Origin of the sequence: Arthrobacter sp. UYCu512 (assembly GCF_040547075.1) — a bacterium.
GTDB lineage: Bacteria > Actinomycetota > Actinomycetes > Actinomycetales > Micrococcaceae > Arthrobacter.
In genome coordinates this window covers 1-24,236 of record NZ_JBEPPA010000013.1, presented here as the reverse complement: position 1 = coordinate 24,236, position 24,236 = coordinate 1, and the positions used below count along the sequence as shown (strand labels likewise).

The 24,236-nt window shown below is 66.3% G+C and carries 17 protein-coding genes; 10 read left to right on the top strand and 7 right to left on the bottom strand.

The features are described from left to right. The first annotated feature begins 108 nt into the window (after window positions 1–108). Both ABIB49_RS14370 and ABIB49_RS14365 read left to right on the top strand, forming a co-directional pair. Window positions 109–963, top strand: coding sequence for a LysR substrate-binding domain-containing protein (locus ABIB49_RS14370; protein WP_253031809.1), 855 nt, complete (start codon window positions 109–111; stop codon window positions 961–963). A gap of 267 nt (window positions 964–1,230) precedes the next feature. Beyond that, complete coding sequence (locus ABIB49_RS14365) at window positions 1,231–1,596, top strand: hypothetical protein (protein WP_253031808.1); 366 nt, start codon at window positions 1,231–1,233, stop codon at window positions 1,594–1,596. Window positions 1,597–1,700: 104 nt separating this feature from the next. On the opposite strand, the gene ABIB49_RS14360 is transcribed toward ABIB49_RS14365, so the two are convergent. Then, entirely contained in the window at window positions 1,701–5,207 is a 3,507-nt protein-coding gene (locus tag ABIB49_RS14360; protein WP_354157188.1) for a proline dehydrogenase family protein, read from the bottom strand. Between the two features lie 293 nt (window positions 5,208–5,500). After that, complete coding sequence (locus ABIB49_RS14355) at window positions 5,501–6,949, bottom strand: amino acid permease (protein ID WP_396021294.1); 1,449 nt, start codon at window positions 6,947–6,949, stop codon at window positions 5,501–5,503. 159 nt (window positions 6,950–7,108) lie between these two features. On the opposite strand from ABIB49_RS14355, the gene ABIB49_RS14350 reads away from it, so the two are divergent. The 4 genes from ABIB49_RS14350 to ABIB49_RS14335 all read left to right on the top strand — a co-directional run bounded on the left by ABIB49_RS14350 (window position 7,109) and on the right by ABIB49_RS14335 (window position 10,739). Continuing rightward, a complete protein-coding gene (locus ABIB49_RS14350; RefSeq protein WP_226775204.1) occupies window positions 7,109–8,020 on the top strand; it encodes a LysR substrate-binding domain-containing protein in 912 nt (303 codons plus the stop codon). 65 nt (window positions 8,021–8,085) lie between these two features. Continuing rightward, window positions 8,086–8,514: an aspartate 1-decarboxylase gene (gene panD, locus ABIB49_RS14345; RefSeq protein ID WP_226775203.1), complete on the top strand. Its 429-nt coding sequence runs from the start codon at window positions 8,086–8,088 to the stop codon at window positions 8,512–8,514. A gap of 115 nt (window positions 8,515–8,629) precedes the next feature. Next, a complete protein-coding gene (locus ABIB49_RS14340; protein WP_354157204.1) occupies window positions 8,630–9,556 on the top strand; it encodes an AEC family transporter in 927 nt (308 codons plus the stop codon). Window positions 9,557–9,659: 103 nt separating this feature from the next. Further along, window positions 9,660–10,739 carry a GmrSD restriction endonuclease domain-containing protein gene (locus tag ABIB49_RS14335; RefSeq protein ID WP_354157187.1) on the top strand — a complete coding sequence of 360 codons (1,080 nt, stop codon included), beginning with the start codon at window positions 9,660–9,662 and terminating at the stop codon, window positions 10,737–10,739. 19 nt (window positions 10,740–10,758) lie between these two features. Here ABIB49_RS14335 and ABIB49_RS14330 read toward each other — a convergent pair whose 3' ends face one another. Together ABIB49_RS14330 and ABIB49_RS14325 are read right to left on the bottom strand one after the other, a co-directional pair. Then, window positions 10,759–13,386 carry a trehalase-like domain-containing protein gene (locus ABIB49_RS14330; protein WP_354157186.1) on the bottom strand — a complete coding sequence of 876 codons (2,628 nt, stop codon included), beginning with the start codon at window positions 13,384–13,386 and terminating at the stop codon, window positions 10,759–10,761. A 174-nt stretch (window positions 13,387–13,560) separates the two neighbouring features. Next, window positions 13,561–14,550 carry an LLM class flavin-dependent oxidoreductase gene (locus tag ABIB49_RS14325; protein WP_226775200.1) on the bottom strand — a complete coding sequence of 330 codons (990 nt, stop codon included), beginning with the start codon at window positions 14,548–14,550 and terminating at the stop codon, window positions 13,561–13,563. A 239-nt stretch (window positions 14,551–14,789) separates the two neighbouring features. Here ABIB49_RS14325 and ABIB49_RS14320 point away from each other — a divergent pair, with 239 nt between their 5' ends. The 4 genes from ABIB49_RS14320 (at window position 14,790) to ABIB49_RS14305 (ending at window position 19,252) form a co-directional block, all read left to right on the top strand. Continuing rightward, window positions 14,790–15,659, top strand: coding sequence for an aldo/keto reductase (locus ABIB49_RS14320; protein WP_282359014.1), 870 nt, complete (start codon window positions 14,790–14,792; stop codon window positions 15,657–15,659). Between the two features lie 49 nt (window positions 15,660–15,708). Continuing rightward, on the top strand, window positions 15,709–16,410 hold the full coding sequence (locus tag ABIB49_RS14315) for a type 1 glutamine amidotransferase domain-containing protein (protein WP_226775198.1): 702 nt from the start codon (window positions 15,709–15,711) through the stop codon (window positions 16,408–16,410). 63 nt (window positions 16,411–16,473) lie between these two features. Beyond that, the gene (locus ABIB49_RS14310; protein WP_354157185.1) at window positions 16,474–18,153 is read left to right on the top strand and encodes a helicase HerA-like domain-containing protein; all 1,680 of its coding nucleotides are present in this window, start codon (window positions 16,474–16,476) and stop codon (window positions 18,151–18,153) included. Window positions 18,154–18,259: 106 nt separating this feature from the next. Beyond that, on the top strand, window positions 18,260–19,252 hold the full coding sequence (locus ABIB49_RS14305) for a hypothetical protein (RefSeq protein ID WP_282359017.1): 993 nt from the start codon (window positions 18,260–18,262) through the stop codon (window positions 19,250–19,252). A gap of 99 nt (window positions 19,253–19,351) precedes the next feature. Here ABIB49_RS14305 and ABIB49_RS14300 read toward each other — a convergent pair whose 3' ends face one another. From ABIB49_RS14300 to ABIB49_RS14290, 3 genes are all read right to left on the bottom strand, one after another. Beyond that, on the bottom strand, window positions 19,352–21,313 hold the full coding sequence (locus ABIB49_RS14300) for an NHL domain-containing thioredoxin family protein (protein ID WP_283480810.1): 1,962 nt from the start codon (window positions 21,311–21,313) through the stop codon (window positions 19,352–19,354). Continuing rightward, complete coding sequence (locus tag ABIB49_RS14295; protein WP_502913811.1) at window positions 21,310–23,472, bottom strand: bifunctional copper resistance protein CopD/cytochrome c oxidase assembly protein; 2,163 nt, start codon at window positions 23,470–23,472, stop codon at window positions 21,310–21,312. The genes ABIB49_RS14300 and ABIB49_RS14295 overlap by 4 nt, the downstream gene beginning before the upstream one ends. A 143-nt stretch (window positions 23,473–23,615) precedes the next feature. Beyond that, complete coding sequence (locus tag ABIB49_RS14290) at window positions 23,616–23,903, bottom strand: HU family DNA-binding protein (RefSeq protein ID WP_024367639.1); 288 nt, start codon at window positions 23,901–23,903, stop codon at window positions 23,616–23,618. Window positions 23,904–24,236 lie beyond the last annotated feature (333 nt).

Below are 24,236 nucleotides of genomic sequence, written 5' to 3'. Positions count from 1 at the left end.
CCTTAACGCTAAGCTGGCCGCAATAGATTGTGGAAGCTTATTCACCGCATAACTCGCATTACGTAACGCAATGGGATGCGGGAACGCGCGCACGGCCCGGGAGGCCCCATGTTTGAACCTGCCCAGCTGCGGTCCTTCCTGGCCGTGGCTGAGACTCTGAGCTTTACCAAGGCCGCGGAACGGCTGGGCCTGGCACAGCCGACGGTCAGCCAGCATGTCCGCAAGCTGGAGACCGCCGCAAAACGGGTCCTCGTGGCGCGGGACACCCGGGACGTGCGCCTCACCGACAACGGGGACGCGATGGCAGGTTTCGCCCGGAGCATCCTCTCCGCCCATGATGCGGCGGCACGCTATTTCTCCGGATCGGCCATGCGCGGGCGGCTGCGCTTCGGTACCGCCGACGACCTGGCCATCACCGGGCTCCCGCGGATCCTGCGGGAGTTTCGGCAGGTCTATCCGCAGATCAACCTGGAACTGACAGTGGGCCAAAGCGACCAGCTCTACAAGCGGCTCAATGCCGGCCAACTGGACCTGGTCTTCGTCAAATGGGTTGCCGGGGCCAAGGACGGCACGGTCGTGCAGCAGGACTCGTTCGCCTGGGTCGGCTTGGAGCAGACCTCGCTGGATCCGACCGAGCCGGTGCCGCTGATTGCCTACCCCGCCCCCAGCCTCAGCCGGAAGCTGGCCATCGACGCGTTGGAGTCCGCTGGCAGGACTTGGCGGATCACCTGCACAACCCGGCAGATCAGCGGGGTGCTGGCCGCGGTCCGGGCCGGGATCGGGGTGGCAGTCATGCCGTCCTCGCTGGTGCCGGAGGACCTCAAGATCATCACCCGGCGCTTCGACCTGCCCCCGGTGGGCGACGTGGACTTCACCCTGATCCGAAATCCGCTGGCCAACACCGAGGTGATTGAGGCCTTGACCCAGACGATCGCGGGCCGGCCGCTGAAGCGCTCCGCCTGAACGGACCCGCCGGCGTCGGGGCCGGAAGCAGCGGCGCAGCCGGGGATACCTGCCCAGCGCCTGCGCCGATCCGTTGCGGCCTACGCGACCCGGCGCTGTACCTACTTGGATTGCATACTTACGCATGCCATTGATCCACCCGGATTCGTGGCATATCCTGAGTACGTTAACGGTCAAGCAGCGGCCAACAACATCGATTCAACATACGGATGCTGTCCTTGGGTCTGCCGCACGGCGACTTCCGGAGGCGTTCGGGATAGGCCGACAATGACGCCAGCCAATAACCCCCACCACAGTCCGCTCACCGCAGTATCGTCAGGCGGTGGCCTGAAGACTGCGAGCCCGCTCTCCCAAGCCGTACACCGCGGCTCAGCCGCCCACCACCCCCGCGGGGGCCAGCTGAACCCTCACCCGCCCACCCTTGTTGAGGCCGACTATGTGGGCAGCCCGTTCTGCGAACGCTGCGGGAACGACGAGTTCATCTACCTTGAGACATTTGTTCCTGCCACGCACCGGAGGGACGGCTCCATCAACAAGCTGGGCGAAGTCACCTACTTCTGCTCCGGATGCGACGACTTCTCCGCCCATGCGGTTCCTGCCTCGTGGGTTCCGCCAGGCTGGTACTTCGGCTGAGTCCAGTCCGGGGTAATCCGCGCCCCCAAAATCAATGAGCCGGGCGACCACTATTGGAGGGTGGTCGCCCGGCTCGTTTAATCCGCCTCCCGGGAGGCAATGCCTTAGATCAGTGCGTCGGTGATGTGGTTGGGGGTGCCGAACCGGTGGGCGGTGATGCTGATGGCTTGCTCGTGCAGGAAGGGCAACAGGTCAACATGTCCAGATTCGGTAGTCGGCTGGTGGTAGATGGCGAGATCGGGGCGTCCGCCGGTGGCCTGGGCCAGGACTGTGTGGTTGCCGCCAAGGAGCCTGATCCTTGTGGTTGTTGTTGTCTTCGCGGCGGCGAGCCAGTCGGCGTCGTTCTGCACCGTGGTGTCGATGCCGAGGCCGGAGAAGACCGTGTGCAGCTTGGCGGGGAGCGCCTCGCCGGTGGACACCGTCAGGGTTGAGCCGGCGAGGACTCCGGCCGCGACGGTCCGTACAAGGTGGGTGAGGGGTTCAGCGTCGGAGCGGCGGATGGTGACGGGCAGGGGCCGGTAGCGGAAGATGTTCCGCTCGGCGGCCAGCCCGGTGGCGTCCTTGGCGGTGCCAAACTCGTCCGCCCAGGCGCGGGCGTCCGAGCCCAGTGCACGCTGCAATGATTCGAACTCGACGGCGGCCATCTCGCTCCGGGCAGCCTGCAGGATCCGCTGGACGCCGGGGTGCCCGGGTTCGGTACTTTGGGCTGCGGAGCTGGGCTTGCTGGACCAGGTGCCGAGTCCGGTCAGGTAGTTCGGACCGCCGGCCTTGGTGCCGGCGCCGACGGCGGATTTCTTCCAGCCGCCGAAGGGCTGGCGCTGCACAATGGCGCCGGTGATGCCGCGGTTGACGTACAGGTTGCCCGCCTGGACGGTGTCAAGCCACAAGCCCACTTCCTCCGGATCCAGGGAGTGCAGACCGGACGTCAGGCCGTAGTCGATCTGGTTCTGGATCGCGATTGCCTCGTCCAGGGTGTCCGCGGTCATAACCCCAAGCACGGGGCCGAAGAATTCGGTGAGGTGGAAATATGAGCCGCGGCGCACGCCGTTGCGCACGCCCGGGCTCCAGAGCCTGCCGGTGTCATCAAGTTTCCGGGGCTCGACTGCCCAGGACTCGCCTTCGCCGAGTGTGGTGAGGGCGCTCAGCAGCTTGCCGTTGGCGGGTTCGATGATCGGGCCCATCTGGCTGGCCGGATCCTCCGGGTACCCGACCTGCAGGGACGTCACGGCGTCGACCAACTGGTGGTGGAAGCGCCTGGATTTCGCCACCGAGCCGACGAGAATCACCAGCGAGGCCGCGGAGCACTTCTGCCCGGCGTGGCCAAACGCGGAGTATGCGACGTCTTTGGCGGCGAGGTCGAGGTCCGCACTCGGGGTCACAATAATGGCATTCTTACCGCTGGTCTCGGCCAGCAGCGGCAGGTCCGGGCGGAACGAACGGAACAATTCGGCCGTTTCGTAGCCGCCGGTGAGGATCACCCGGTCCACCGCGGGGTGGCCGATCAGCTGCCGGCCCAGCTCCCGCTCGCCGAGCTGAACCATGGTCAGGACGTCCCTCGGGACGCCGGCTTCCCACAGGGCCTCGACCATCACTGCGCCGCTGCGGCAAGCCTGCCGGGCGGGTTTTATAACAACGGCGGAGCCTGCGGCCAGGGCCGCGAGGGTAGAGCCGGCCGGGATGGCCACCGGGAAGTTCCACGGCGGCGTCACGACCGTGAGTGTGGCCGGCACGAAGGTGGCGCCGTCGACGTCGTCGAGTTTGCGGGCTGATTCGGCGTAGTAGTGCGCGAAGTCAACCGCCTCGCTGACCTCGGGGTCACCCTGGTCGATGGTCTTGCCGGTCTCGCTCGCCATGACCTCAAGCAGTTCAGCGCGGCGGGATTCCAGGACGTCGCCGGCGCGGTGCAGGATTTCGGCCCGCTCGGCTCCGGACAGTGCGCCCCAGGCCTTGCCTTTCGCCACGGCGGTCGCGATGACGGTCTCGAGGCTAGCCTCGTCATGGATGGTGGCCGCTTCCACGGCGGCGTTGCCCAGGGTCGAGTGCGGAACCCGCTCCAGGATGGCCCGGCCCCAATCGCGGTTCGCCGGCAGCGACGGATCGGTGTCCGGGGTGTTCGCAAAAGCGTCGCGCGGCATCGGCATGGCCGGGAGGGCGCGGTTCTGCCGCCTGTTCGGGCCCGGCACCGTGCCGTCCAAGTCGGCGAGGGAGGCGAGGAAGCGCTCCTTCTCTCGCTCGAAGAGGGATCTGCTTTCTGGGGAGTTCCCCCCGAGTTCGAACACGGCGGACATGAAGTTTTCCTGGCTGGCGCCTTCCTCGAGGCGGCGGATCAGGTACGCAATCGCGACGTCGAACTCGGCCGGGTGCACCACTGGTGTGTAGAGCAGCAGCGAACCGACGTCCTTCCTGACTGCTTCCGCCTGGCCCTGGGCCATCCCCAACAGCATCTCGAACTCGATCCCGGACTCCACACCGCGCTGTTTGGCCAGCAACCAGGCGAACGCAATATCGAAGAGATTATGACCGGCCACACCGATCCGGATGTTGCCGATCCGGTCCGGGTGCAGCGCGTAATTGATGACGCGCTTGTAGTTGGTATCCGAATCCTGCTTCGTTCCCCAGGTGGCGAGCGGCCAGTCATGCAATGACGCTTCGACCTGCTCCATCGGCAGGTTCGCGCCCTTCACCACACGGACCTTGACCGCGGCACCCCCACCGGCGCGGCGCTCGGCAGCCCAGTCCTGCAGCCTGATCATCGCCGACAGCGCGTCCGGGAGGTAGGCCTGGAGCACAATTCCGGCCGCCAGGTTCTTGAACTCGGGCTTATCAAGGATCCGGGTGAAGACCGCGATGGTCAGATCCAGATCCTTGTATTCCTCCATGTCCAGATTGATGAACTTCGCCACCGGGAAGGACGCCGCCCTGGTGAACAGCGGGGTCAGCTTCTCCACCACATGCTCCACGGCCTCATCAAACGCCCACGGCGAGTGCGGGGCGACCGTCGAGGAAACCTTGATCGAGACGTAGTCAACGTCCGGACGGGCAAGGAGCGTATGGGTGCCCTCAAGCCGGCGGGAGGCCTCGTGCTCACCGAGCACTGCCTCGCCCAGGAGATTGACGTTGAGCTTGATGCCGTCCTTGCGGATCTTCGCGATGGCGGGACCGAGCTTGGCGTGGGTCGCGTCAACGATCAGGTGCCCCACCATCTCACGCAGCACCCGGCGTGCGATCGGGATAACCAAGCGCGGCAGCAGCGGGGCCATGGTGCCGCCGAGCCGGACGGCGCTTCGCATGTACCAGGGCAGGAAAGCGGGTACCTTGGGTGCCAGCGCCGCGAGGTTCCGCGCTGCAACTCCCAGGTCCTCGGGACGGACGACGCCGTCGACGAATCCGACGGTGAAGTCGAGGCCGTTCGGGTCCTTCAACACCCCGGCGAGCTGGGCAGCCGAGGCATCAACCGGAACGCTTGCCGCCGCGGACAGCCAGCGACGCACCAACCCGATCGTCTCTTCCGACAGGGCGGTGGCCTCGAGGACCGCAGAGTCGTCCGAAAAGGTTGTCTGCTCGGCCGCGTTGCCGGCCTTCACACCGGACTCCGTTGAAACGTTGGTCATGGCTGCACTCGTTCTTTCTCAAAAATGTGGACCGTTCTTGATTCAGTATGCGACCGGATTTTCATAAGATAAAGCGATGTTTTTCGAGCAATACTGGTCAGAAAATCGAACGTTTTGCCCGCCCCGCCAAACGACCCTCCCTCACCTCCGGCGCTGATTCGCACGGCCCTCCCTCACTTCCGTCGGGAAACCACGAAACCCTCTCCCACAAGATGAGAGAGGGTTCGCCGATCGTGGACCGGAGTTGAGGGAGCGTCGGGGGAAACACGACCGGAGCTGAGGGAGCGTCGGGGCTAGCCGATGTGGCGGTGCATCTCCACGGCTTCTTCGTGCCGGGGGCTGTCGGGATTCATCAGTGAGTGCTTTCGGCCGTAGCCGAAGTAGATGACAAGACCAACGACGAGCCAGACGCCGAATCGCAGCCAGGTCTCCCAGTGCAGTTGAAACATCAGGAACCCGGAAGCCAGTACACCGAAGGCCGGAACGAGGGGCATCAGCGGCAGCCGGAACGTGCGCGGGGCGTCGGGTTTTTTGTAGCGGAACACGATCACCGAGAAGCAGACGACGACGAACGCGGCCAGGATGCCGATGTTGGTCAGGTCGGCGACTGCCTTGATCGGGAATACCCCGGCCAGCAGTGCCGAAGCGACGCCGGCAATCCAGGTCACGCGCTGCGGGGTGCCGTGGCGGTCGGTCTTGGCGAACCAGCCGGGGAGCAGGCCGTCGCGGCTCATCGAGAACCAGACGCGGGTGACGCCGAGCAGGAAGGTGAGCATCACGGTCAGGATCGACAGCACGGCAAAGACCGAGATAATCGTGGCGATGACCGGCAGGCCGACACCGTTGAACGCGGAGGCGAAGCCGGCCTTGGGGTCGATGTCCTTGAAATTCTGCATGCCGGTGAGCACCAGGGTGGCGGCAACGTACAGGAGCATCGCGATGATCAGGGACATAATGATGGCCTTCGGCATGTGCTTTTTGCCGTCGGTCGCCTCTTCCGCTGCGGTACTCATGGCGTCGTATCCGAACACTGCGAAGAACACGGTGGCCGCGCCTGCCACCACCGGACCGAAGCCGCTGGGCATAAACGGGTTGTAGTTCCCCGTGTCGATGTAGAAGATGCCCAGGCCGATGATGAACAGGATCAGGACGACCTTGATCCCTACGGCTACAAGTTCGAAGCGGCCAAAAGTCTTGGTGCCGCGGGACAGGATCCAGGTCACGAGCAGGCAGACGGCGATCGCCGGGAGGTTGATGATTCCCCCGGTGCCCTCGTCCGGCGTCGCGGTCATCCAGGCGGGCATGTGCACGCCGATGCCGGTCAGGAACGCATCGAAATACCCGGAAATGCCGATGGCCACAACAGCCACGATCGCAATGTACTCCAGCAGCAGGTCCCAGCCGATGAACCAGCCGATGATTTCCCCGAGGGCCACGTAGCCGTACGTGTATGCCGAGCCGGCCCGGGGGATCATTCCGGCGAATTCCGCGTAGGACAGCGCGGCAGCCGCGGAGGCGAGGCCCGCGATCAGGAAGGAAAACAGTACGGCCGGTCCGACGCCGGGTTCGGACTCGCTGCCATGGGCCACCAGGCCCGCCAGGGAAAAGATGCCGACGCCGATGATACCGCCGACGCCGATGGCCGTCAGCTGCCATAGCCCAAGGCTCTTGAAGAGCCCGCTATGAAGGCTTTCTTCCTCGATGTCGTCGATTGGCTTGCGCCGCAAGATCGACCTGGTCATGTCTTGTGCGTTCATTTTCAGGGTCTCCCGTTTGGTGTGGCACCCATCAACCCACCCTGTGATGGGGGTAACTCAACGACAACAGTATGCAAGCCGGATTGCATTAGATAAAGTGAATTCTCCTAATCAATAACCATTAGATTTCACAAAGGAATAGCGATGCTGGATGTCCGGCGATTGCGCCTGTTGCGCGAACTGAAAATCCGCGGCACCCTGGTCGCGGTAGCGGAAGCGCTGCAGTACAGCCCGTCGTCGGTGTCGCAGCAGCTGGCACTGCTGGAAAAGGAGGCCGGCGTCGAACTGCTTCGCAAAACCGGTCGCCGGGTTCAGCTCACCCCGCAGGCCGAAGTCCTGGTAGCCCACACGGCCCATTTGCTGGAAACGCTGGAACAGGCCGAGGCGGACCTGGCAGCCTCCCTCACGACAGTGACCGGCACCGTTCGGATGGCCGTTTTCCAGTCCGCGGCGCTGGCACTGATGCCTGACGCGCTCACCCGTATGTCCTCACGCTATCCCGAGGTGAGGGTTGAAATGACCCAGCAGGAACCCGAAACGGCACTCCACGAAACGTGGGCCCGCGATTTCGACCTGGTGATTGCCGAGCAGTACCCCGGACACGCAGCACCCCGGTATGCCGAGCTCGACCGCGTCCGGCTCACAGGCGATGCGATCCGCCTCGCGGTTCCGCCCGCCGCCGCCGACCGCGCGGCAATAACGTCCCTCGCGGAGACCGCCGGGATGGCGTGGGTGATGGAACCCCGCGGGGCCGCGTCGCGGCATTGGGCAGAGCAGGCTTGCCGCAGCGCCGGCTTTGAGCCCGACGTCCGGTTCGAAACGGCTGACCTGCAGGCGCAGATCCGGCTGATCGAATCCGGCAACGCCGTGGCCCTTATGCCTGACCTCGTCTGGACCGGAAGAGGCACGACGGCGGATCTGATCACCCTGCCGGGTGATCCGCACCGGACCATCTTCACTTCGGTGCGGCGTTCCAGCGTCAAGCGCCCGGCAATCCTGGCCGCGCGAGAGATCCTGGCCGAGACCGCCGCGTCCATCCCGCCCGCGGGCCCGTAATATGGCGGGTCGGCGCCCCCTGGCGCACAGCGCCGCCGGCGGACCGGCGCTAGACTGGTGGCGTTATGAACCGCACAATATTCAAGTCCAAAATCCACCGCGCCACGGTCACGCACGCGGACCTCCACTACGTCGGATCGGTCACCGTGGACCTGGATCTGCTGGACGCCGCCGACATCCTTCCCGGCGAGCTGGTATCCATCGTCGACGTCACCAACGGTGCCCGGCTTGAGACGTACACAATCGCCGGCGAGCGCGGTTCCGGGGTCATTGGCATCAACGGTGCCGCCGCACACCTGATGCACGAGAACGACATCATCATTCTGATCACCTACGCCCAAATGACCACGGACGAGGCCAAGGCCTATCGTCCCAGGGTGGTCCATGTGGATAAGGACAACAACATCGTCCAGATCGGCTCCGACCCCGCGGAGGCTCATACGCCGGGGACCATGCGTCCGCCGTTCGCGCTGGATAACGCAACACTTAGCTGACGCCGAGCCGCCGCGCCGGCGGAGTGTCCACGCCGTAACGGGCACCAGGAGTAAATAAAGCTGATTACTCTTGGCAGGTGACTGCCACCCTATGCCTGACGCCGACGGCCACCACATGCTAGGCGTTCTCGCCGGATTCTTTGTGGTGTGGTGCATCATCCTGGTGGGCATGTTCGTCGGCCGGCGCGGGATCCTGGGTACGAACGCCCGCTCCGTGCTCAGTGCGTTGACCTTCTTTGTTGCCAGCCCCGCACTGCTTTTCGAAACGCTCGGCAAGGCTCGTCTGGACGACGTCTTCGCGGCGCCCCTGCTGGTCACAGCAGCCGGTGCCATCACCACTGCGGCGCTTTTCTTCGTCATTGTCCGCGTCCTCCTGAAGCGTTCCGTGCCGGAATCGCTGATGTCCTCGATGGGCGCCTCGCTGGCCAATTCCGCCAACCTAGGCATCCCGATCGCCGTCTTCGTCCTTGGCGACGCCAGCTACGTGGCTCCCCTGCTGATCTTCCAGCTGGCCTTCTTTACGCCGCTTTTCCTGATGGCCCTCGACGCCACAACAAGCAACCACCGGACCACACCGCTGGGTTTCGGGCTGATGATCCTGCGAAATCCGATGATCGTGGGCTCCGGACTCGGACTGCTCGTGGCGGGGACCGGCTGGCGGGTCCCCGATCTCGTGATGCAGCCAATCCACCTGATCGGCGGCGCCGCGATTCCGGCCATGCTGATCGCCTTTGGCATGAGCCTCAATGGGTCCCGGCCCCTGCAGGCCTCGGCGGGCCGGCGTCTCGACACCCTGCTGGCAAGCGGGTTCAAGCTCGTTGTGCATCCCGCGCTGGCTTACGTTTTCGCGCGCTTCCTCCTTGGCATGGAAGAGCAAGCGCTTTTTGCGGTGGTGGTCACGTCGTCGTTACCCACGGCGCAGAACGTGTTCGTTGCCGCAAGCCGCTACCAGACCGGGCTCACGGTCGCGAAGGACACCGTGCTCGTCACCACAGTCGTTGCCGTGCCCGCCATGATCTGCGTGGCACTGCTCCTCGCCTGATACCGGCCAGGCCGTGCCCGGGGTTGTTTCCCGCGCCGGTAGGCTGGGACCGGCTTTGGCCGGCCCGCGGAGATCCGGGGCACCAGCACAATATGGGGACAAGATGCACACACTCAGAACGCGCAGCAGCGGCGCATCCGGCGCCGTCGACTGGATCGTTGCCGGGCTGGCAGGACTGCTGCTGGTCTCGGCCACGGCCTGCGCCGCGCCCGGGACCGCTCCGGCTGCCGCCCCGGCGGCCACCGCGGGCGCTACAGCACAGGCGGAGCCAGGGACCCCGGCGCCGGCCACCTCGCCCGCGGACATCGCCGCCGGCCCGCCCGCCGGCAACGCCCTTGACGAATTGGCCACGATTCCGGTCAAGGGCCGGGCACCCAAGACGGGTTACTCACGCGAAGAGTTCGGCCAGGCCTGGGCCGACGTCGACCGCAACGGGTGCGACACCCGCAACGACGTGCTGCGCCGGGACCTGACAGCCCTCGCCCTCAAGCCCGGCACCGGGGAGTGTGTGGTCCTCTCCGGCGTCCTGAACGACCCGTACACGGGGACCCTGATCAATTTCCTCCGCGGCAGCACCACCAGCGCCGCCGTGCAGATTGACCATGTGGTGGCCCTCAGCGACGCCTGGCAAAAGGGCGCCCAGCAACTCACCGCGGCCCAGCGGCTGTCCCTGGCCAACGACCCGCTGAACCTGCTCGCGGTGGACGGCCCCAACAACCAGCAAAAGAGCGACGGCGACGCCGCCACTTGGCTGCCGCCAAACAAAGCCTTCCGCTGCGACTATGTTGCCCGGCAGATCTCCGTCAAGTCCGGCTACGGCCTGTGGGTCACCCAGGCCGAGCATGATGCGATGGCACGGATCCTGGGCGGCTGCCCGGACACAACAATCCCTGCCGGCACAGGTACGGCCACCCCCAACATGCCGGCCCCGGCGGCGCCAGTTCCCGCCGCCACGGGCCCCGCAGCCCCGGGCCCCGCAGCCCCGGGCCCCGCAGCGCCGGGCCCCGCAGCGCCGGGCCCCGCAGCGCCGGGCCCCGCAGCGTCGGGCCCCGCAGCGCCGGCGGCCGTGTTCTACGCGAACTGCGCCGCTGCCCGGGCGGCCGGGGCCGCGCCGCTGCGATCCGGCCAGCCGGGCTACCGCGAGCAGATGGACGGCGACCGCGACGGGGTTGCCTGCGAATAGGGATATCGGGGTCCGGAACCTAGTTCTTCGGCAGCGCGTCCAGCAGACGGGCGCACCGGATGAAACCCAGGTGCGAGTACGCCTGCGGATGGTTTCCCAGGTGCGTTTCGGTGCCCGGGTCGTACTCCTCCGGCAGCAGCCCGGTCGGCCCAAACAGATTGACCAGCTGGTCGAACAGGTCCCATGCCTCCTCGATGCGCCCCACCGCCACGTACGCCTCAATGAGCCAGGTGGTGCAGATGTGGAAGCCGCCCTCCAGTCCGGGCAGCCCGTCGTCGTAGCGGTAGCGGAACACCGTGGGGCCCACCCGCAGCTCCCGTTCCACCGCCGTGACGGTGTCCAGGAAGCGCTGGTCCGCGACGTCCAGGAGGCCGGAGAGCCCAATGTGCAGCACCGCAGCGTCCAGATCCGGGCTGTCGTAGGCCACCGTGTAGGACGCGGCGCTCTCATCCCAGCCCTCGCGCAGGACTTCGTCCCGGATGAGCGCCGCAGTGGACGCCCACTGCGGCAGCGGCGTCCGTCCGTGCCGGGCGGCGGTGCGCAGCGCCCGGTCCAGAGCCACCCAGCACATCACCTTGGTATATATGTGGTGCCGGGGCGCCCGCCGGGCTTCCCAGATTCCGTGGTCCGCCTCCTGCCAGCGGGTTAGGACGGCAGCCGCCATCTGGACCATCAGCTCCCAATGGGCCTCGGCCAGTTCCCCCTGCCGCGCGCTCAGGGCATCAATGAGCTCGGCGATCGGCCCGAAGACGTCAAGCTGCACCTGGTGGTCGGCGGCATTGCCGATCCGCACCGGCCGGGAGCCCGCGTAACCGGGCAGGCTCTCGATAATAGCCTCGGTTGACAGCGGAGCCCCGGTAACCGAATACAGCGGGTGCAGCCACTCCGGGCCCGGAGAGTGGGCAAGGATCCGGCCCAGCCAGGCCAGGAACCCCTCAGCCTCCGACGTCGAGCCGAGGTCCACCAGCGCGTTAACCGTCATCGAGCCGTCCCGCAGCCAGCAATACCGGTAGTCCCAGTTCCGCGTGCCGCCGATCCCCTCCGGCAGGGAGGTGGTGGGCGCCGCCAGCACCGCACCGGTGGGCTCGTGCACCAGGGCCCGGAGCACCAGGGCGGACCTGCGGACCAGGGACGGTTTCACCGCGGGCAACTGCAGCGCCTGCACCCAACGCCGGGAATGATGCGCGACGGCGGCACGGCGGGAGTTTTCCTCGGGCGGCGCCGCGCGGTGGAGTTCCGTGTCGCCGCAGCGCAGGTTCAGCACCACCGGACCGTGCCGCAACTCAACCTCTGCTGTCGCGCTGGCGTGGCGGCCGTCGGAGGTGATCCTGAAGCTGGCACCTGGGGCAAGCAGGATCATCGGGTCGGCGGTCCCCACCACGTGCAGCTCTGATCCACGGGCCGCCATGCTGAAGTGCGCGTTGGCATAGTCCGGACGGGGCGCAAAGACAATCCGCGCAGTCCCCGTTCCGGAAAGCACCCGGACCAGGCTGGTGACACCCTCCGGCGCCGGTTCAAGGTAGTCGGTGACTGTCACGTCGGCCCAGCGGGTTTCCACGATCATCGTGCTGTCCACATAGCGCTGCCCCAGGACCTGCGAGGCCTTGACCGGTTCGACCGAAAAGTGGCCGGCAGCGTCACCGCCGAGCAGATGCGCAAAGAGCGATCCGGAATCCGGCAGCGGGTGGGTCATCCAGCAGATTTTGGCATCCGGGGTGATAAGGGCAGTGGACGAGCCGTTGCCGATCATGGAATGCCGCTCCAGTCCGACGGCGTCCTCTCCGAAGAGCCAGGCCCGCCGCAGTTCAAAGAGGATGGCCAGCACCCGGGCGAAGGACTCGGGGTCCGGAAGCCGATGCGGCGCCAGGGTGGGTCCCGCCCCCACCCGCAGCGCCATGTCCGGCCCGCGCAACGTCGCCATTGCCAGCTCATCGCTCGCGGCGTCTCCCGCGTAGAGGGCTGCGCTGACGCCGAGCATGGAGCGCAACTGTTCCAGGGCGCCTGCCTTGGCCGGTTCCACCACGGAAAGGTCCAGCACCGAACCGTCCACAATCAGGGCCAGCCCATGCGCGCGGGCTATCACCTGCGCTTGCGCGGTGGCGAGTGCAACGACGTCGGCAGCTGCCGGGCGGGTGTGCACCGACACGGCGACGGGTTTCCGTTCGATGGTGATTCCCCGGTAGGCGCCCACAGTTTCGGCAAGGGCCTGGCCGGCTTGCTGCAACACTGATTCGGTCGCCAGGGACAGGCCGTGGGCATAACCCATGTCGAACTCGGCACCGTGCGAGCCGACCAGGTGGACCTCGGCCGGGAGCCGGGAGACTGCGGCCAGGTCGCGCAGGGAACGCCCCGAGATGACGGCGGCATGGGTGTTGGGGAGCGCCGCCAGCGCACGGAGGGCAATCGCCGCGCTGCCCAGCGGCAGGGTCTCGGTGGAAATGCCTTCCGCCGCGCACAGGGTCCCGCCGTAGTTGCACGCCACGAGTAGCGCCGGGGTGCGGGCCAGGATCTTAAGTTCCGCCAGGAGTTGCGGCGTCAGCCCGTCGTCGGCGGCGTTGGTCTGGACAAAGGCCCGGAGCAGGCCCAGCGGCAGGGACTTCGTCAGGAGGGCAGAGTCCGCCAGGGACTGGTTGAGCGGAGTGGGCATGTGCGGAGTCCTTTGGTTGGTCCCCCATGCCTGCCTTGAGTGCGCCCGCTGCCGGGCGTACTCCCAGTATTCGCTGCACCCGGTTTCCTTCGGGTGTCCCGGCGGTTGCAGTTATGTAAATTCCGCAACTGCCGGGACCCGCATCGGACGCCGACGGTGGCTGGACGCCGGAGCCTAGACCCGCACAAGTCCTGCGACGTCGGCCAGGAGCTGTACCGAACGCAGCCTGGAATCGGTGGCATTGCTCTGGTGCGCGACGATCAGCTCGTCGGCGTCAGCATGCGCGGCGAATCCGTCCAGGTATTCCAACACGGCGTCGGGGGTGCCCACGGCCGAGTACTTCATCATCTGGGCGATGTGCTGGCCCTGCGGCGACTCCAGGACCATGTCCGCCTCGTCGTCGCTGAATTCGCGGCCGTTGCCGAAGAACAGTGAGACCCTGGCGCGTTTGGTCGCTTGGAAGTTCTGCTGCGCCTCGGCTGCGGAATCCGCCGCGATCACGTTGACGCCGGCAATCACGTGCGGGGCGTCCAGCTGCGCGGACGGCTGGAAGTCGCGGCGGTAGATGGCTACGGCGTCCCGCAGAGCGTTCGGCGCAAAATGCGAGGCGAAGGCGTAGGGCAGGCCCAGCTGCGCAGCGAGCTTGGCGCCGAACAGGGAGGATCCCAGGATGTACAGGGGCACATTGGTGCCCTTGCCCGGGGTGGCTTCCACGCCCTGGATGCGGGTGGGGCCGGTCAGGTAGCCCTGGAGTTCCAGCACGTCCTGCGGGAAGCTGTCCGAAGACATCGGGTCGCGGCGCAGGGCACGAAGCGTATTCTGGTCGCTGCCGGGCGCACGGCCCAAGCCAAGGTCGATCCGTCCAGGGTGCAGGGTCTCGAGGGTGCCGAACTGCTCGGCGATAGTCAGCGGTGAGTGGTTTGGCAACATCACCCCGCCGGCGCCGAGGCGGATACTTTCGGTGTGCGCGGCAACGTGGGCGATCAGCACACTGGTGGCCGACGAGGCGATGGCCGACATGTTGTGGTGCTCGGCGTACCAGACGCGCCGGTACCCCAGCTTCTCGGCGAGTTGCGCCATGGCCACGCTTCCCGCCAGGCTCTCGGCCGCCGTCTGGCCCTTACCGATGGTTGCCAGGTCAAGGATGGAAAGCGGAACAGTCACGGAAAAGCCGGCCTTTCGTAGCGGGGAATTCTCAGTAGCCGCACCGGATCCCGGTGCGGGCACACTGTAGACAACGACGCCGGGCCCCGGGATATTTCTGTGCCAGCTGTGGCGTCCCCCATGCTCTTTCCGGGCTGAGGCTCAAGGAGGGGGATAGTTGCAGCCCCGTCCGCCGGAGCCGAACTCCGGCACTGCGACGCGTCCGGAATACTCAGCTGGCTCAGGGAGTTGCCGCCCCTATGAGCCATAACAACTCACAGCATCCGCAAACATCCGCCACGATCGCGCTCAAGGACCTGGGCACCGTCCATCGGCTGGGATTCGGCGCCATGAGGATTGTTGGGGACGGCGTCTGGGGCGAGCCAGCCGACCGCAACGCCGCCATCGCCGTCGTCCGCCGTGCGGTTGAGCTCGGTGTCGACTTCATTGACACCGCTGATTCGTACGGGCCCAATATCAGCGAGGAAATCCTGGCCGAGGCACTGCACCCGTACAAGGCGGGGTTGAGGATCGCCACCAAGGTCGGGTTCACCCGTACCGGCCCGCACGAGTGGGTGCCGCTGGGCCGGGCCGAATACCTGCGCCAGCAGACCGAACTGAGCCTGAGAAAACTGAAGGTCGACGCCCTGGATCTGCTCCAGCTGCACCGGATCGACCCCAAGGTAGACCCGGAGGAGCAGTTCGCTGTGCTTCGTGACCTGCAAAACGAGGGCAAGGTGAAGGCCTTGGGCCTGTCCCAGGTCAGCGTCGCAGAGCTCGAAGCAGCCGGTAAGTACTTCACCGTTTCCACCGTGCAGAACCGCTACAACCTGACCGACCGCAGCTCCGAGGACGTGCTGAACTACGCCGAGGAGAACGGGATCGGATTCATCCCCTGGGCGCCGATCTCCGCGGGCGAACTTGCTCAGCCCGGCGGCCCGCTGGATGAGGCTGCCAAGCGGCTGGGCGCCACCACTTCGCAGGTGGCCCTCGCCTGGCTGCTGCGCCGCTCCCCAGTGATGATGCCGATCCCCGGAACCGGTTCGGTCAAACACCTCGAAGAGAACCTGGCCGCTGCCGGCGTTGTCCTGGACGACGCCACCTACGCCGAGCTCCAAGCCGCCCACTAAGTCCCCAATATCAACGCCGGCCCCGTGGCCGGCAGAACAGGAGCCTGACATGGCTAACATCCTGATGGTCGTATCCGCCGCCGATTCCCTCACCATGCGCGACGGGAGCGAACACCCCACCGGCTATTGGGCTGAGGAACTGGTCGTTTCGCATCAGACCCTGCTCGACGCCGGGCACACCGTCCACCTCGCCACCCCGGGCGGCGCCAAGCCCACTGTTGACCAGGTCAGCCTCGCACCCGAGGCCGCCGGCGGCGAGGAACGGGCGAACGGATTCCGCGACTACATCGCCACGATCGACGCTGAGCTGTCCGCGCCGCTGGTGCTTGCCGACGTCAGCATCGCCGGCTACGACGCGGTCATTATGCCCGGCGGCCATGGCCCGATGACCGACCTTTACGAGGACAAGGACCTTGGCAAGCTCCTGGTTGCGGCGAACGCCGACGGCAAAGTCATCGCACCGTTCTGCCACGGCCCGGCCGGCCTGTTGAGCGCCACGGACGACGCCGGGGCGTTTGCTTTCGCCGGCCGCCGCCTCACCGTGTTCACGAACGAAGAGGAACTCAACGGCGGCACCGGCCCCAACACGCCGTGGTTCGTGGAGGACGAGCTGAAGGACAAAGGCGCCATCGTCGAAACGGCGGCTGCCTGGAGCTCCCACGTTGTGCGCGACGGCAACCTGATCAGCGGCCAGAACCCGCAGTCCAGCGAGGCTGTGGCGAAGGAAGTTCTCAAGGCCCTCGCCGAATAGCAGCATAAAAACAACATCCGCTGAAGCCGGGTCCGGGCCGCCGGACCCGGCTAAGCTGTCCGCATGGCCATCAAATCCACCGCAGACAAAGTCGCCACCATCCAGCAGGGCTACACCCTTCAGGGGCCCACAATTGAGCTGGGTGCCGCGATCGTCGACGGCGAGGTCCACAAGGACGCTCCTGTCCGGCTCCCGTTGTCCATGATGAACCGCCACGGACTGGTGGCCGGGGCAACGGGCACGGGTAAGACCGTGACCTTGCACATGATGGCGGAACAGCTTTCCACCGCCGGGGTCCCGGTGTTCCTGGCGGACATCAAGGGGGATCTCTCCGGGCTGGCTACAGCCGCCACCGGCAGTGAGAAACTCATCACGCGCACGGCGGGGATCGGGCAGCCCTGGTCCGGCAAAACGTTCCCGGTGGAGTTCCTGGCCCTGGGCGGGGACGGCACCGGGATCCCGGTCCGCGCCACTATCACCTCCTTTGGGCCCGTCCTGCTTTCCCGCGTTATGGAGCTCAACGAAACGCAGGAATCGAGCCTGCAGCTGGTCTTTCACTTCGCGGACAAGAACCAGCTCGAACTGATCGACCTCAAGGACCTTCGCGCGGTCATCCAGTTCCTCACGTCCGCGGAGGGCAAGGACGAACTTGAGGAACTCGGCGGGCTTTCGAAGTCGACCGCCGGCGTTATCCTGCGCGAGCTGATCACCCTTGAGGCGCAGGGTATGGAGAAGTTCTTCGGCGAACCCGAGTTCGACACCGCAGAACTTTTGCGCACCGCCCCGGACGGGCGCGGCGTGATCACCTGTCTGGAGCTGCCCACCCTGCAGACCAAACCGATGCTGTTCTCGACGTTCCTGATGTGGCTGCTGGCCGATCTGTTTGAGGACCTGCCCGAGGCCGGCGACCTGGACAAGCCCAAGCTTGTGTTCTTCCTGGACGAAGCCCACCTGCTCTTCAACGGCGCCTCGAAGGCGTTCCTGGCTGCGATCACCACCACCGTACGACTGATCCGGTCCAAGGGTGTTGGCATCTTCTTCGTGACCCAGACCCCCAAGGATGTTCCCGCCGACGTCCTGGGGCAGCTCGCGAACCGGGTGCAGCATGCCCTCCGGGCCTATACGCCCGAGGACGCGAAGGCGCTCAAAGCCACCGTCTCCACCTTCCCGGTGAGCGATTACGATCTGGCGGAAACCCTTACTTCCGCCGGGATCGGCGAGGCGGTCGTTACCGTGATGAACGAGAATGGTGCCCCGACGCCGGTCGCACTCACCCGGCTGCGCGCGCCGGAATCGGTGATGGGTCCCAGCGCCGACGCGTTGATCGCCAGCACCGTGGCCGGCTCCGCATTGCTGGCCAAGTACGGCACCGCCGTCGACAATGTCTCCGCCTATGAAAAGATCTCCGGGAAAGCTTCGCCGGATACGGGACCCGCCGCCCCGGCTCCCGCCGGTGCCGCCAGCACCGACGTCGACGCCGAAGCCCGGCGGATCGAGGAGGAAATCCTGGGCCGTCCCAGCAGCCGGCCCGCCGCGGCGCCCGAACCACGCGAACCCCGCGAGTCGCACCGGCAGTCCCAGCGCAGCCCGGCGGCGGACGGCGGCAGAGCCGGCGACCTTTCCGGTGTCCTGGGTGGCGCCCTGGGCGGCGGGCTGAAAAGCATGGCACGCTCGCTGGGAACCCAGCTCGGCCGCGAACTGCTGCGCGGCGTCTTCGGTACCGCCCCGAAGCGCCGCCGCTAAGGTCCGGCGGGACGGCGTCCCCAGCCCACGCGATCCGTGCGGGCCGGGCGCGTCCCTAACGACAAGGGAATTCCTGCAGGGTGCAGGTAACGTATGGTAAGTGCAAATGAGTCAGGCGTTGGTCAGGATCGCAGCCGGGTGGCTGCTGGGCCTGATGCTTGCCGTGGCCGGGGGCATCGTGACGGTCAATCTGGTCAACGGATCCCTGGCAAGCCCGCAGCAACCTGTCCGGGAGTATCTGGCTGCCCTGCAAAACGGCGAGGGCGGGAAGGCCCTCGGCTTACTGCATGCTTCCGTTCCGCAGAGCAACGCGGCCATGCTGGACGGCACCGCGCTCCAAACGGCCGCGGCCCGGATCAGCGGCGTGAAGTACGGCGCGGCCGAGGACCGCGGCGGCAACCAGGTGATGGTCCCGATTGACTACACGATTGACGGCAGCCAACTGCGGACCGAATTCCTGCTGGAACGCTCGGGAACCGAGTGGTTGTTCTTCCACAAGTGGGCTATTGTTCCCGCTGCGCTGCCGGTCTTGAACGTCACAGTGGTCAACTCCAGCGAGGCGATCCTCAACGGGGTTCCGGTGAACATGCCCAGCGGCAGGAATTCCTTCGCGGCTTTTTACCCGGGCGAGTACGAGGCGTCCCTCTCCGGTGAGTACTTCTCCGCCGCACCGACCAAAGCCACACTCTCCGGCCGCGATGTCCCCGCCGCTCCGCTGAATCTGCTGACCGAAGCCACCGACGGGCTGAAGCAGGCGGTGGACGCCAAGGTAAAGGAGTTCCTGGACACGTGCGCCGACACTGCGGACAAAGAGCAGAAGCTCCAGCCGGACTGTCCGTTCTACCACACCACCTTCAACCAGGTGGTTCCCGGCACGATCGACTGGAGTATCACCGAATACCCCACCATCAGCATCGAACCGTTCGGCGGACGCTGGGTGGTTGCCCCACTGAACGGCACGGCGCGGATCACGGCCCGGCAGGTGGACCTGTTTAGCGGGGCAACCACCGAACTGAACGCCGTCCACGACTTCAGCTTCACCACCCGCCTGGACGTGGACGCCGACTCGGTCAAGGTCACACCGCTGCTGAGCTACTAGCACGGGTCAGACCGCGAAGACCGCCGCATCCTGGTCCCGGCCGCCCGCACCCTGCACGGAGGGCCGGGCACATTCCGTCCGGCGGCACCAGCCAGGACTTCAGTCCATCCCGCGCAGGTCCAGTACCAGTTCGGTGTCGCCGTCGGCCTGCAGCAGCACCGGGATGCCCCAGTCCTGCTGGTAAAGGTGGCAGGCGGCGTGGTCCGGGATCTCCCCGTCAGCTTCCTCGGGTCCGTCGCAGGCAGCGGCGCGGGCGGTAATATGCAGGACACCTTCCGGAACGTCGGAGGCTAGTTCCAGGGTGCGCATCAGGCCCACCGAAGTCCCCCCGCCGGCCACCAGCAGTTCCGGCGGGGTGGAGGAGATCTTCAACTGGGTGGGGTCGCCCCAGCGGTGGTCCAGTTTCTGGCCGGTGGGGGCTGTGAAGCGGACGGTGAGCTCAAGCTGCCCGGGCGCCACCGGGCTCTTGGGCCGCTGGGTCTGGGCTGCGCCCTCGTCCACCTGTTGCGCTTCCTTGGGGATGGGAACATAGACCAGTTGGTGCTTGTTCGCTTCCACCACTACCAGGAGCGGCTCGGCGCCGGCCACCTGGGTGTGGTCCACAATCACGTCAGAGGGTTCCGAGAGCCCACGCGCCAGGGTGGAGACGGTGCCCGCGACCGGGTCATAGCGGCGGACCGCACCGTTGTAGGTGTCTGCGATGGCTACCGAGCCGTCCGGCAGTACCGTCACACCCAGCGGGTGCTGCAGCCGGGCCTCGGCGGCCTGCCCGTCGCGGAAGCCGAAGTCGAACAGGCCCTTGCCGATGGCCGACTCGACGGTGATGGCGCCGCCGTCGCCGACTATGAGCTTACGCAGCGCTGAGGTTTCCGAGTCCGCCACCCAGATGTTGCCCTCGGTGTCCTCGGCGAGGCCTGAGGACTGGGCGAACCATGCTTCCGCCGCCGGGCCGTCAAGGAGTCCCTCGAGGCCATTTCCGGCGATGATGGACACGGCGCCGGAGCGCGGGTCGAAGCTGAAGATCTGGTGCACCCCGGCCATGGCGACCACCACGGCGTTGAGTTTGCTGGACCAGACAACGTCCCAGGGCGAGCTGAGCGAAACGCGCAGCGGATCCGCCTCGAGCCGGGCGCCGTAGGCGGCGCCTTCCTCATCCACCCGGGCCGGTCCGGTCTCCAGCAGCCGCTGCACGCCGTTGCCGGCCAAGGTGCTGACGGCTCCGTCGGCCAGGGACAGCCCGCGCAGGCGGTGGTTCACGGAATCGGCGATAACGACGTCGTACCCTGCCGCCGCCGCGGCATCCGCCGGGAGCAGCACCAGACCCTGCGGTTCGTTGAAGCGGGCTGCAGCGGCGTTACCGTCGGCATGGCCCTTCTCGCCGGACCCGTAGGTGGCAAGCACAGTCTGGAAGTCAGTGGAGAGTTCTACCAGGCGGTGGTGCCCGGTGTCGGTGACGAGCCAGGAACCTGCTTCCGAAGCATCTCCGGCGCCACGGCCAGCGGGAAGGTACAGGGCCTTGCCCGGAAACCTCAGGGTGTCCGACGTCGGCTCCGGCGCCACATAGGGCCCGTCGCCCCGGTGCAGCGTGCCCTTGGCTTCGTGCTCGGCAATCAGCTCCGGAATCAGAACGGCGAGACCATCCGCGTGGCCTTCACCGGAGAGGTGCGCCACGATGTAGCCCTCTGGGTCAATGACCACCAGGGTGGGCCAGGCCCGGGCCGTGTAGGCCTTCCAAGTGTCCAACTCTGGATCATCGAGGACCGGGTGGCTGATCTCATAACGTTCGACGGCAGCCGCCAAGGCCACCGGATCCGCCTCGTGCTCGAACTTGGGAGAATGCACCCCGACGGTGACGAGGACATCGGAGTACCGCTGTTCCAGCGGGCGGAGTTCGTCAAGTACGTGCAGGCAGTTGATGCAGCAGAAGGTCCAGAAGTCCAGCAGCACGATTTTGCCGCGCAGGGATTCCAGGTCCAGTGACTTGCCGCCGGTGTTGAGCCAGTTGCGGCCCACCAGTTCGGAGGCCCGGACCCGGAGGTGGGTGCGTACAGTTTCGGTCATGAGCGTCCTTCCAGCTTTGAGCTGCGTTCGTCCAGCCGGGCATCGCGCTCGGCCAACTTGGCAAACATATCGTTGTAAGCAGTGAGATCGGCGTTGTTATTCCGGTCCGCCGCCCGGTCGGTGCGCTTCGACTCGCGCGCGTCGGAACGGGACCACATCACGGCGACGCCGATCGCCACCAGCAAGGTGGGCACCTCGCCGATGCCCCAGGCCACCGCGCCGCCCATCTGCTGGTCCAGCAGCGCTGAAGGGCCCCAGGCCCGGCCCAGGTTGCCGAAGTAGTCCGCGGCCAGCAGCCCGGTACCGCCCATGATCGCTACACCGAAGAAAGCGTGAAAACCCATCGTGGCCAGCAGCAGCAGCAGCCGCATCGGGTAGGGCGCACGCCGGGGCAACGGGTCGGTTCCGAGCATGGTCAGCACAAAGATGTAGCCGGTGAGGGCGAAATGCAGGTTCATCAGCTCGTGACCCACGTGGTCGCGCATCGCGTAACCAAACGCATCCGAGTAGTAGAACAACACGATCGAACCGGCAAAGTTGGCGGCGGCGAACAGCGGATGCGTCACGAGCTGGGAGAACTTCGAATGGATGAAGATAAGCAGCCACTCGCGCGGGCCGCGGGAGCTGTCCCGTCGCGGCGTCAGCGCACGCAGTGCCAACGTTATGGGGGCCCCGAGGACCAGGAAGATGGGAACCACCATGGTCAGTGCCATGTGGTCCACCATGTGCGCGGAGAACATCACCCGGCCGTAGACGGCTGGCGGGCCGGAAGTCACATAGCTCAAGAGCACAAGCCCGATCACCCAATTGACTGCCCGGAACCAGGACCAGGAATCCCCACGCCGGCGGATTTTCCGCAGGCCCAGGATGTAGGTGGCGAGGCCAAAGGCCGCCGCAGTGAGCCACAGCCAGTCAGGACGCCACTCTGTCAGCCAGCGCTCCGGGGTGAGCTCCGGTGGCAGTTCGTAGCCGGACAGAATGAAGGCCGGCGAGGCGGCCGGCAACAGGGCCGGATCTTGCGGCGGTGCCGATCGGCCAAGCGCGACGGCGATGCCCGATGTCGCGCCCATGATCAGCAGCTCAGCCACCACAAGCTGCCAGAGCACACGACGGGCGGACAGGCCGCCGGCGTGGCTACCGAGCTGCGGGATCACCCACCGCCGGTGCATTAGTCCGATGCCGCCAAGGACCAGGGTGGCCGCTGCCTTGGCCAGGATCAACTGCCCATAGGAAGAACCGAGGAGATTGTTCCAGGACGTGAGGCGGATGCTGGCGTTGATCACCCCGGAGGCGAAGACCATGATGAAGGCGAAGCCCGCCAGTGCGGAGAAGCGCCTGAGCGTCGGCTCGGTGATGTCCCGGCGGCCACCGGCCGCCCGCTCCGCCGTTGTGCCGCCCAGCACGCCGGAGAGCAAGGCCAGGGTGATGATGCCCCCCACCCAGGCCGAGACCCCAACCAGATGCAGCCCGAGCGAGTTAATGGCACCTTCATGATCAGCCGAACTGGCGGAGTGGCCGATCAGCGCCGATGGGACGAGCCCGACCAGCGAGAGAACCAGGGTTGCCGCCAGTCCTCCCATCGAGCGGACGCCGAAGAGCGCAGTGGTGACCACGGCTGCGATGATGACAACGGCCAGCCAGGCGCGGCCGGTTTCGATGTCCGTCATAAAGTAGACCAAAGAGCGGGTGAATTCCGGATCACCGGAGATCGGTTGGCCGGCGATGTCCGAGTAGCTCATTACGAGCACGGCAACCGCTGACAATGTCCAGAGGGCCCCCGCGGCGGCGGCGACAGCCAGCGCGCGGCTGAAGGCCGGATGCTCCGGGGCGTCCGGTGCCTTGGAACGGGACCCGGCGAAGGACCGCGGCAGGACGCCGACGGCGAACAGCAATCCGCCGATCACGGTGGCAAGCGAGACGTTATGCACTGCCTTGCTGACCGGCAGGCCCCAGCGCACCATGGCGCCCGGGTCGGAGACCGACCGCGCTGCAGCGGCGCCGGAGAACAGCAGGGCCGCCACAAGGCCGAGGAACAACGCGGCGAGTCCGGCGTACAGCCAACCCCTGGAGACAGCTGCAGGGCCCGCAACAGCACTTCGCGCTCCCCCCGTAGGGGCAGGAGCGGCGGCGGCGGGGCGGGGTTTTGCTGCGGAAGGCACAGCTCCATTGTCCGCTACGCCCCGCCTGCTCACCGAATCGAGCGCCGTCCCAGCCGCCTCGGTATGGCCGCCGGAGCCGGGCCCCAAGGAAAAAGGAGCGGCGACCCAATGGGTCGCCGCTCCTTTTAAGCCTTTATGGAAAGCTACTTCTTCTTGGAAACCGCAGCCTTCAGCTTGGAGCCGGCGGTCAGCTTGACGCTGTGGCCCGCGGCGATCTGGATGGTCTCGCCCGTCTGCGGGTTGCGGCCGGTGCGAGCGGCACGGTCGGTGCGCTCAACTGCAAGCCAGCCCGGGATGGTGATCTTCTCGCCGGCGGCGACAGAGGTCTCGAAGACCTCGAACAATGCATCCAGCACGGAGTTGACGGCTGCCTGGCTGGTGCCGGCCTTGCCTGCTACCTCTGCAACAAGTTCACTACGGTTCTTAGCCATTTATGTCCTCCTGGACGGTCATGATTTTTGGAGCCTGCACACGGCATGCGCACAAGCCACTGTTCGAAAACTTACCAGCTTGCCGCGGTCGAGGCGGCAAATTCCGCGTGTTTTCGGCCTTTTTTGAGGAAAAAACCCGGAATCAGGGCCTTTCCGACCCCGATTTCGCCAACAGCGGACGGCCCACGCCGTCGAGCTCTTGGCGTGGATTGATGGGCGGCGGTTTCCCGGCTGAGCCGGGTGGGGTTTCCGGTGGGGGTGTTTTTGGGTGGGGTGTTAAATGCGGGAGGACCCCCAACGTGGTTGGGGGTCCTCGACCGTTTAATGATGTTC

What these genes read in the sequence shown, in the direction of transcription:
- ABIB49_RS14360 (WP_354157188.1), bottom strand. Translation starts at nt 5,207, where the DNA reads ATGACCAACGTTTCAACGGAGTCCGGTGTGAAGGCCGGCAACGCGGCC.
- ABIB49_RS14300 (WP_283480810.1), bottom strand. Translation starts at nt 21,313, where the DNA reads ATGACCGAAACTGTACGCACCCACCTCCGGGTCCGGGCCTCCGAACTG.
- ABIB49_RS14310 (WP_354157185.1), top strand. Translation starts at nt 16,474, where the DNA reads ATGGCCATCAAATCCACCGCAGACAAAGTCGCCACCATCCAGCAGGGC.
- ABIB49_RS14350 (WP_226775204.1), top strand. Translation starts at nt 7,109, where the DNA reads ATGCTGGATGTCCGGCGATTGCGCCTGTTGCGCGAACTGAAAATCCGC.
- ABIB49_RS14290 (WP_024367639.1), bottom strand. Translation starts at nt 23,903, where the DNA reads ATGGCTAAGAACCGTAGTGAACTTGTTGCAGAGGTAGCAGGCAAGGCC.
- ABIB49_RS14335 (WP_354157187.1), top strand. Translation starts at nt 9,660, where the DNA reads ATGCACACACTCAGAACGCGCAGCAGCGGCGCATCCGGCGCCGTCGAC.
- ABIB49_RS14340 (WP_354157204.1), top strand. Translation starts at nt 8,630, where the DNA reads ATGCTAGGCGTTCTCGCCGGATTCTTTGTGGTGTGGTGCATCATCCTG.
- ABIB49_RS14355 (WP_396021294.1), bottom strand. Translation starts at nt 6,949, where the DNA reads ATGACCAGGTCGATCTTGCGGCGCAAGCCAATCGACGACATCGAGGAA.
- ABIB49_RS14305 (WP_282359017.1), top strand. Translation starts at nt 18,260, where the DNA reads ATGAGTCAGGCGTTGGTCAGGATCGCAGCCGGGTGGCTGCTGGGCCTG.
- ABIB49_RS14315 (WP_226775198.1), top strand. Translation starts at nt 15,709, where the DNA reads ATGGCTAACATCCTGATGGTCGTATCCGCCGCCGATTCCCTCACCATG.
- ABIB49_RS14365 (WP_253031808.1), top strand. Translation starts at nt 1,231, where the DNA reads ATGACGCCAGCCAATAACCCCCACCACAGTCCGCTCACCGCAGTATCG.
- ABIB49_RS14370 (WP_253031809.1), top strand. Translation starts at nt 109, where the DNA reads ATGTTTGAACCTGCCCAGCTGCGGTCCTTCCTGGCCGTGGCTGAGACT.
- ABIB49_RS14320 (WP_282359014.1), top strand. Translation starts at nt 14,790, where the DNA reads ATGAGCCATAACAACTCACAGCATCCGCAAACATCCGCCACGATCGCG.
- panD (WP_226775203.1), top strand. Translation starts at nt 8,086, where the DNA reads ATGAACCGCACAATATTCAAGTCCAAAATCCACCGCGCCACGGTCACG.
- ABIB49_RS14330 (WP_354157186.1), bottom strand. Translation starts at nt 13,386, where the DNA reads ATGCCCACTCCGCTCAACCAGTCCCTGGCGGACTCTGCCCTCCTGACG.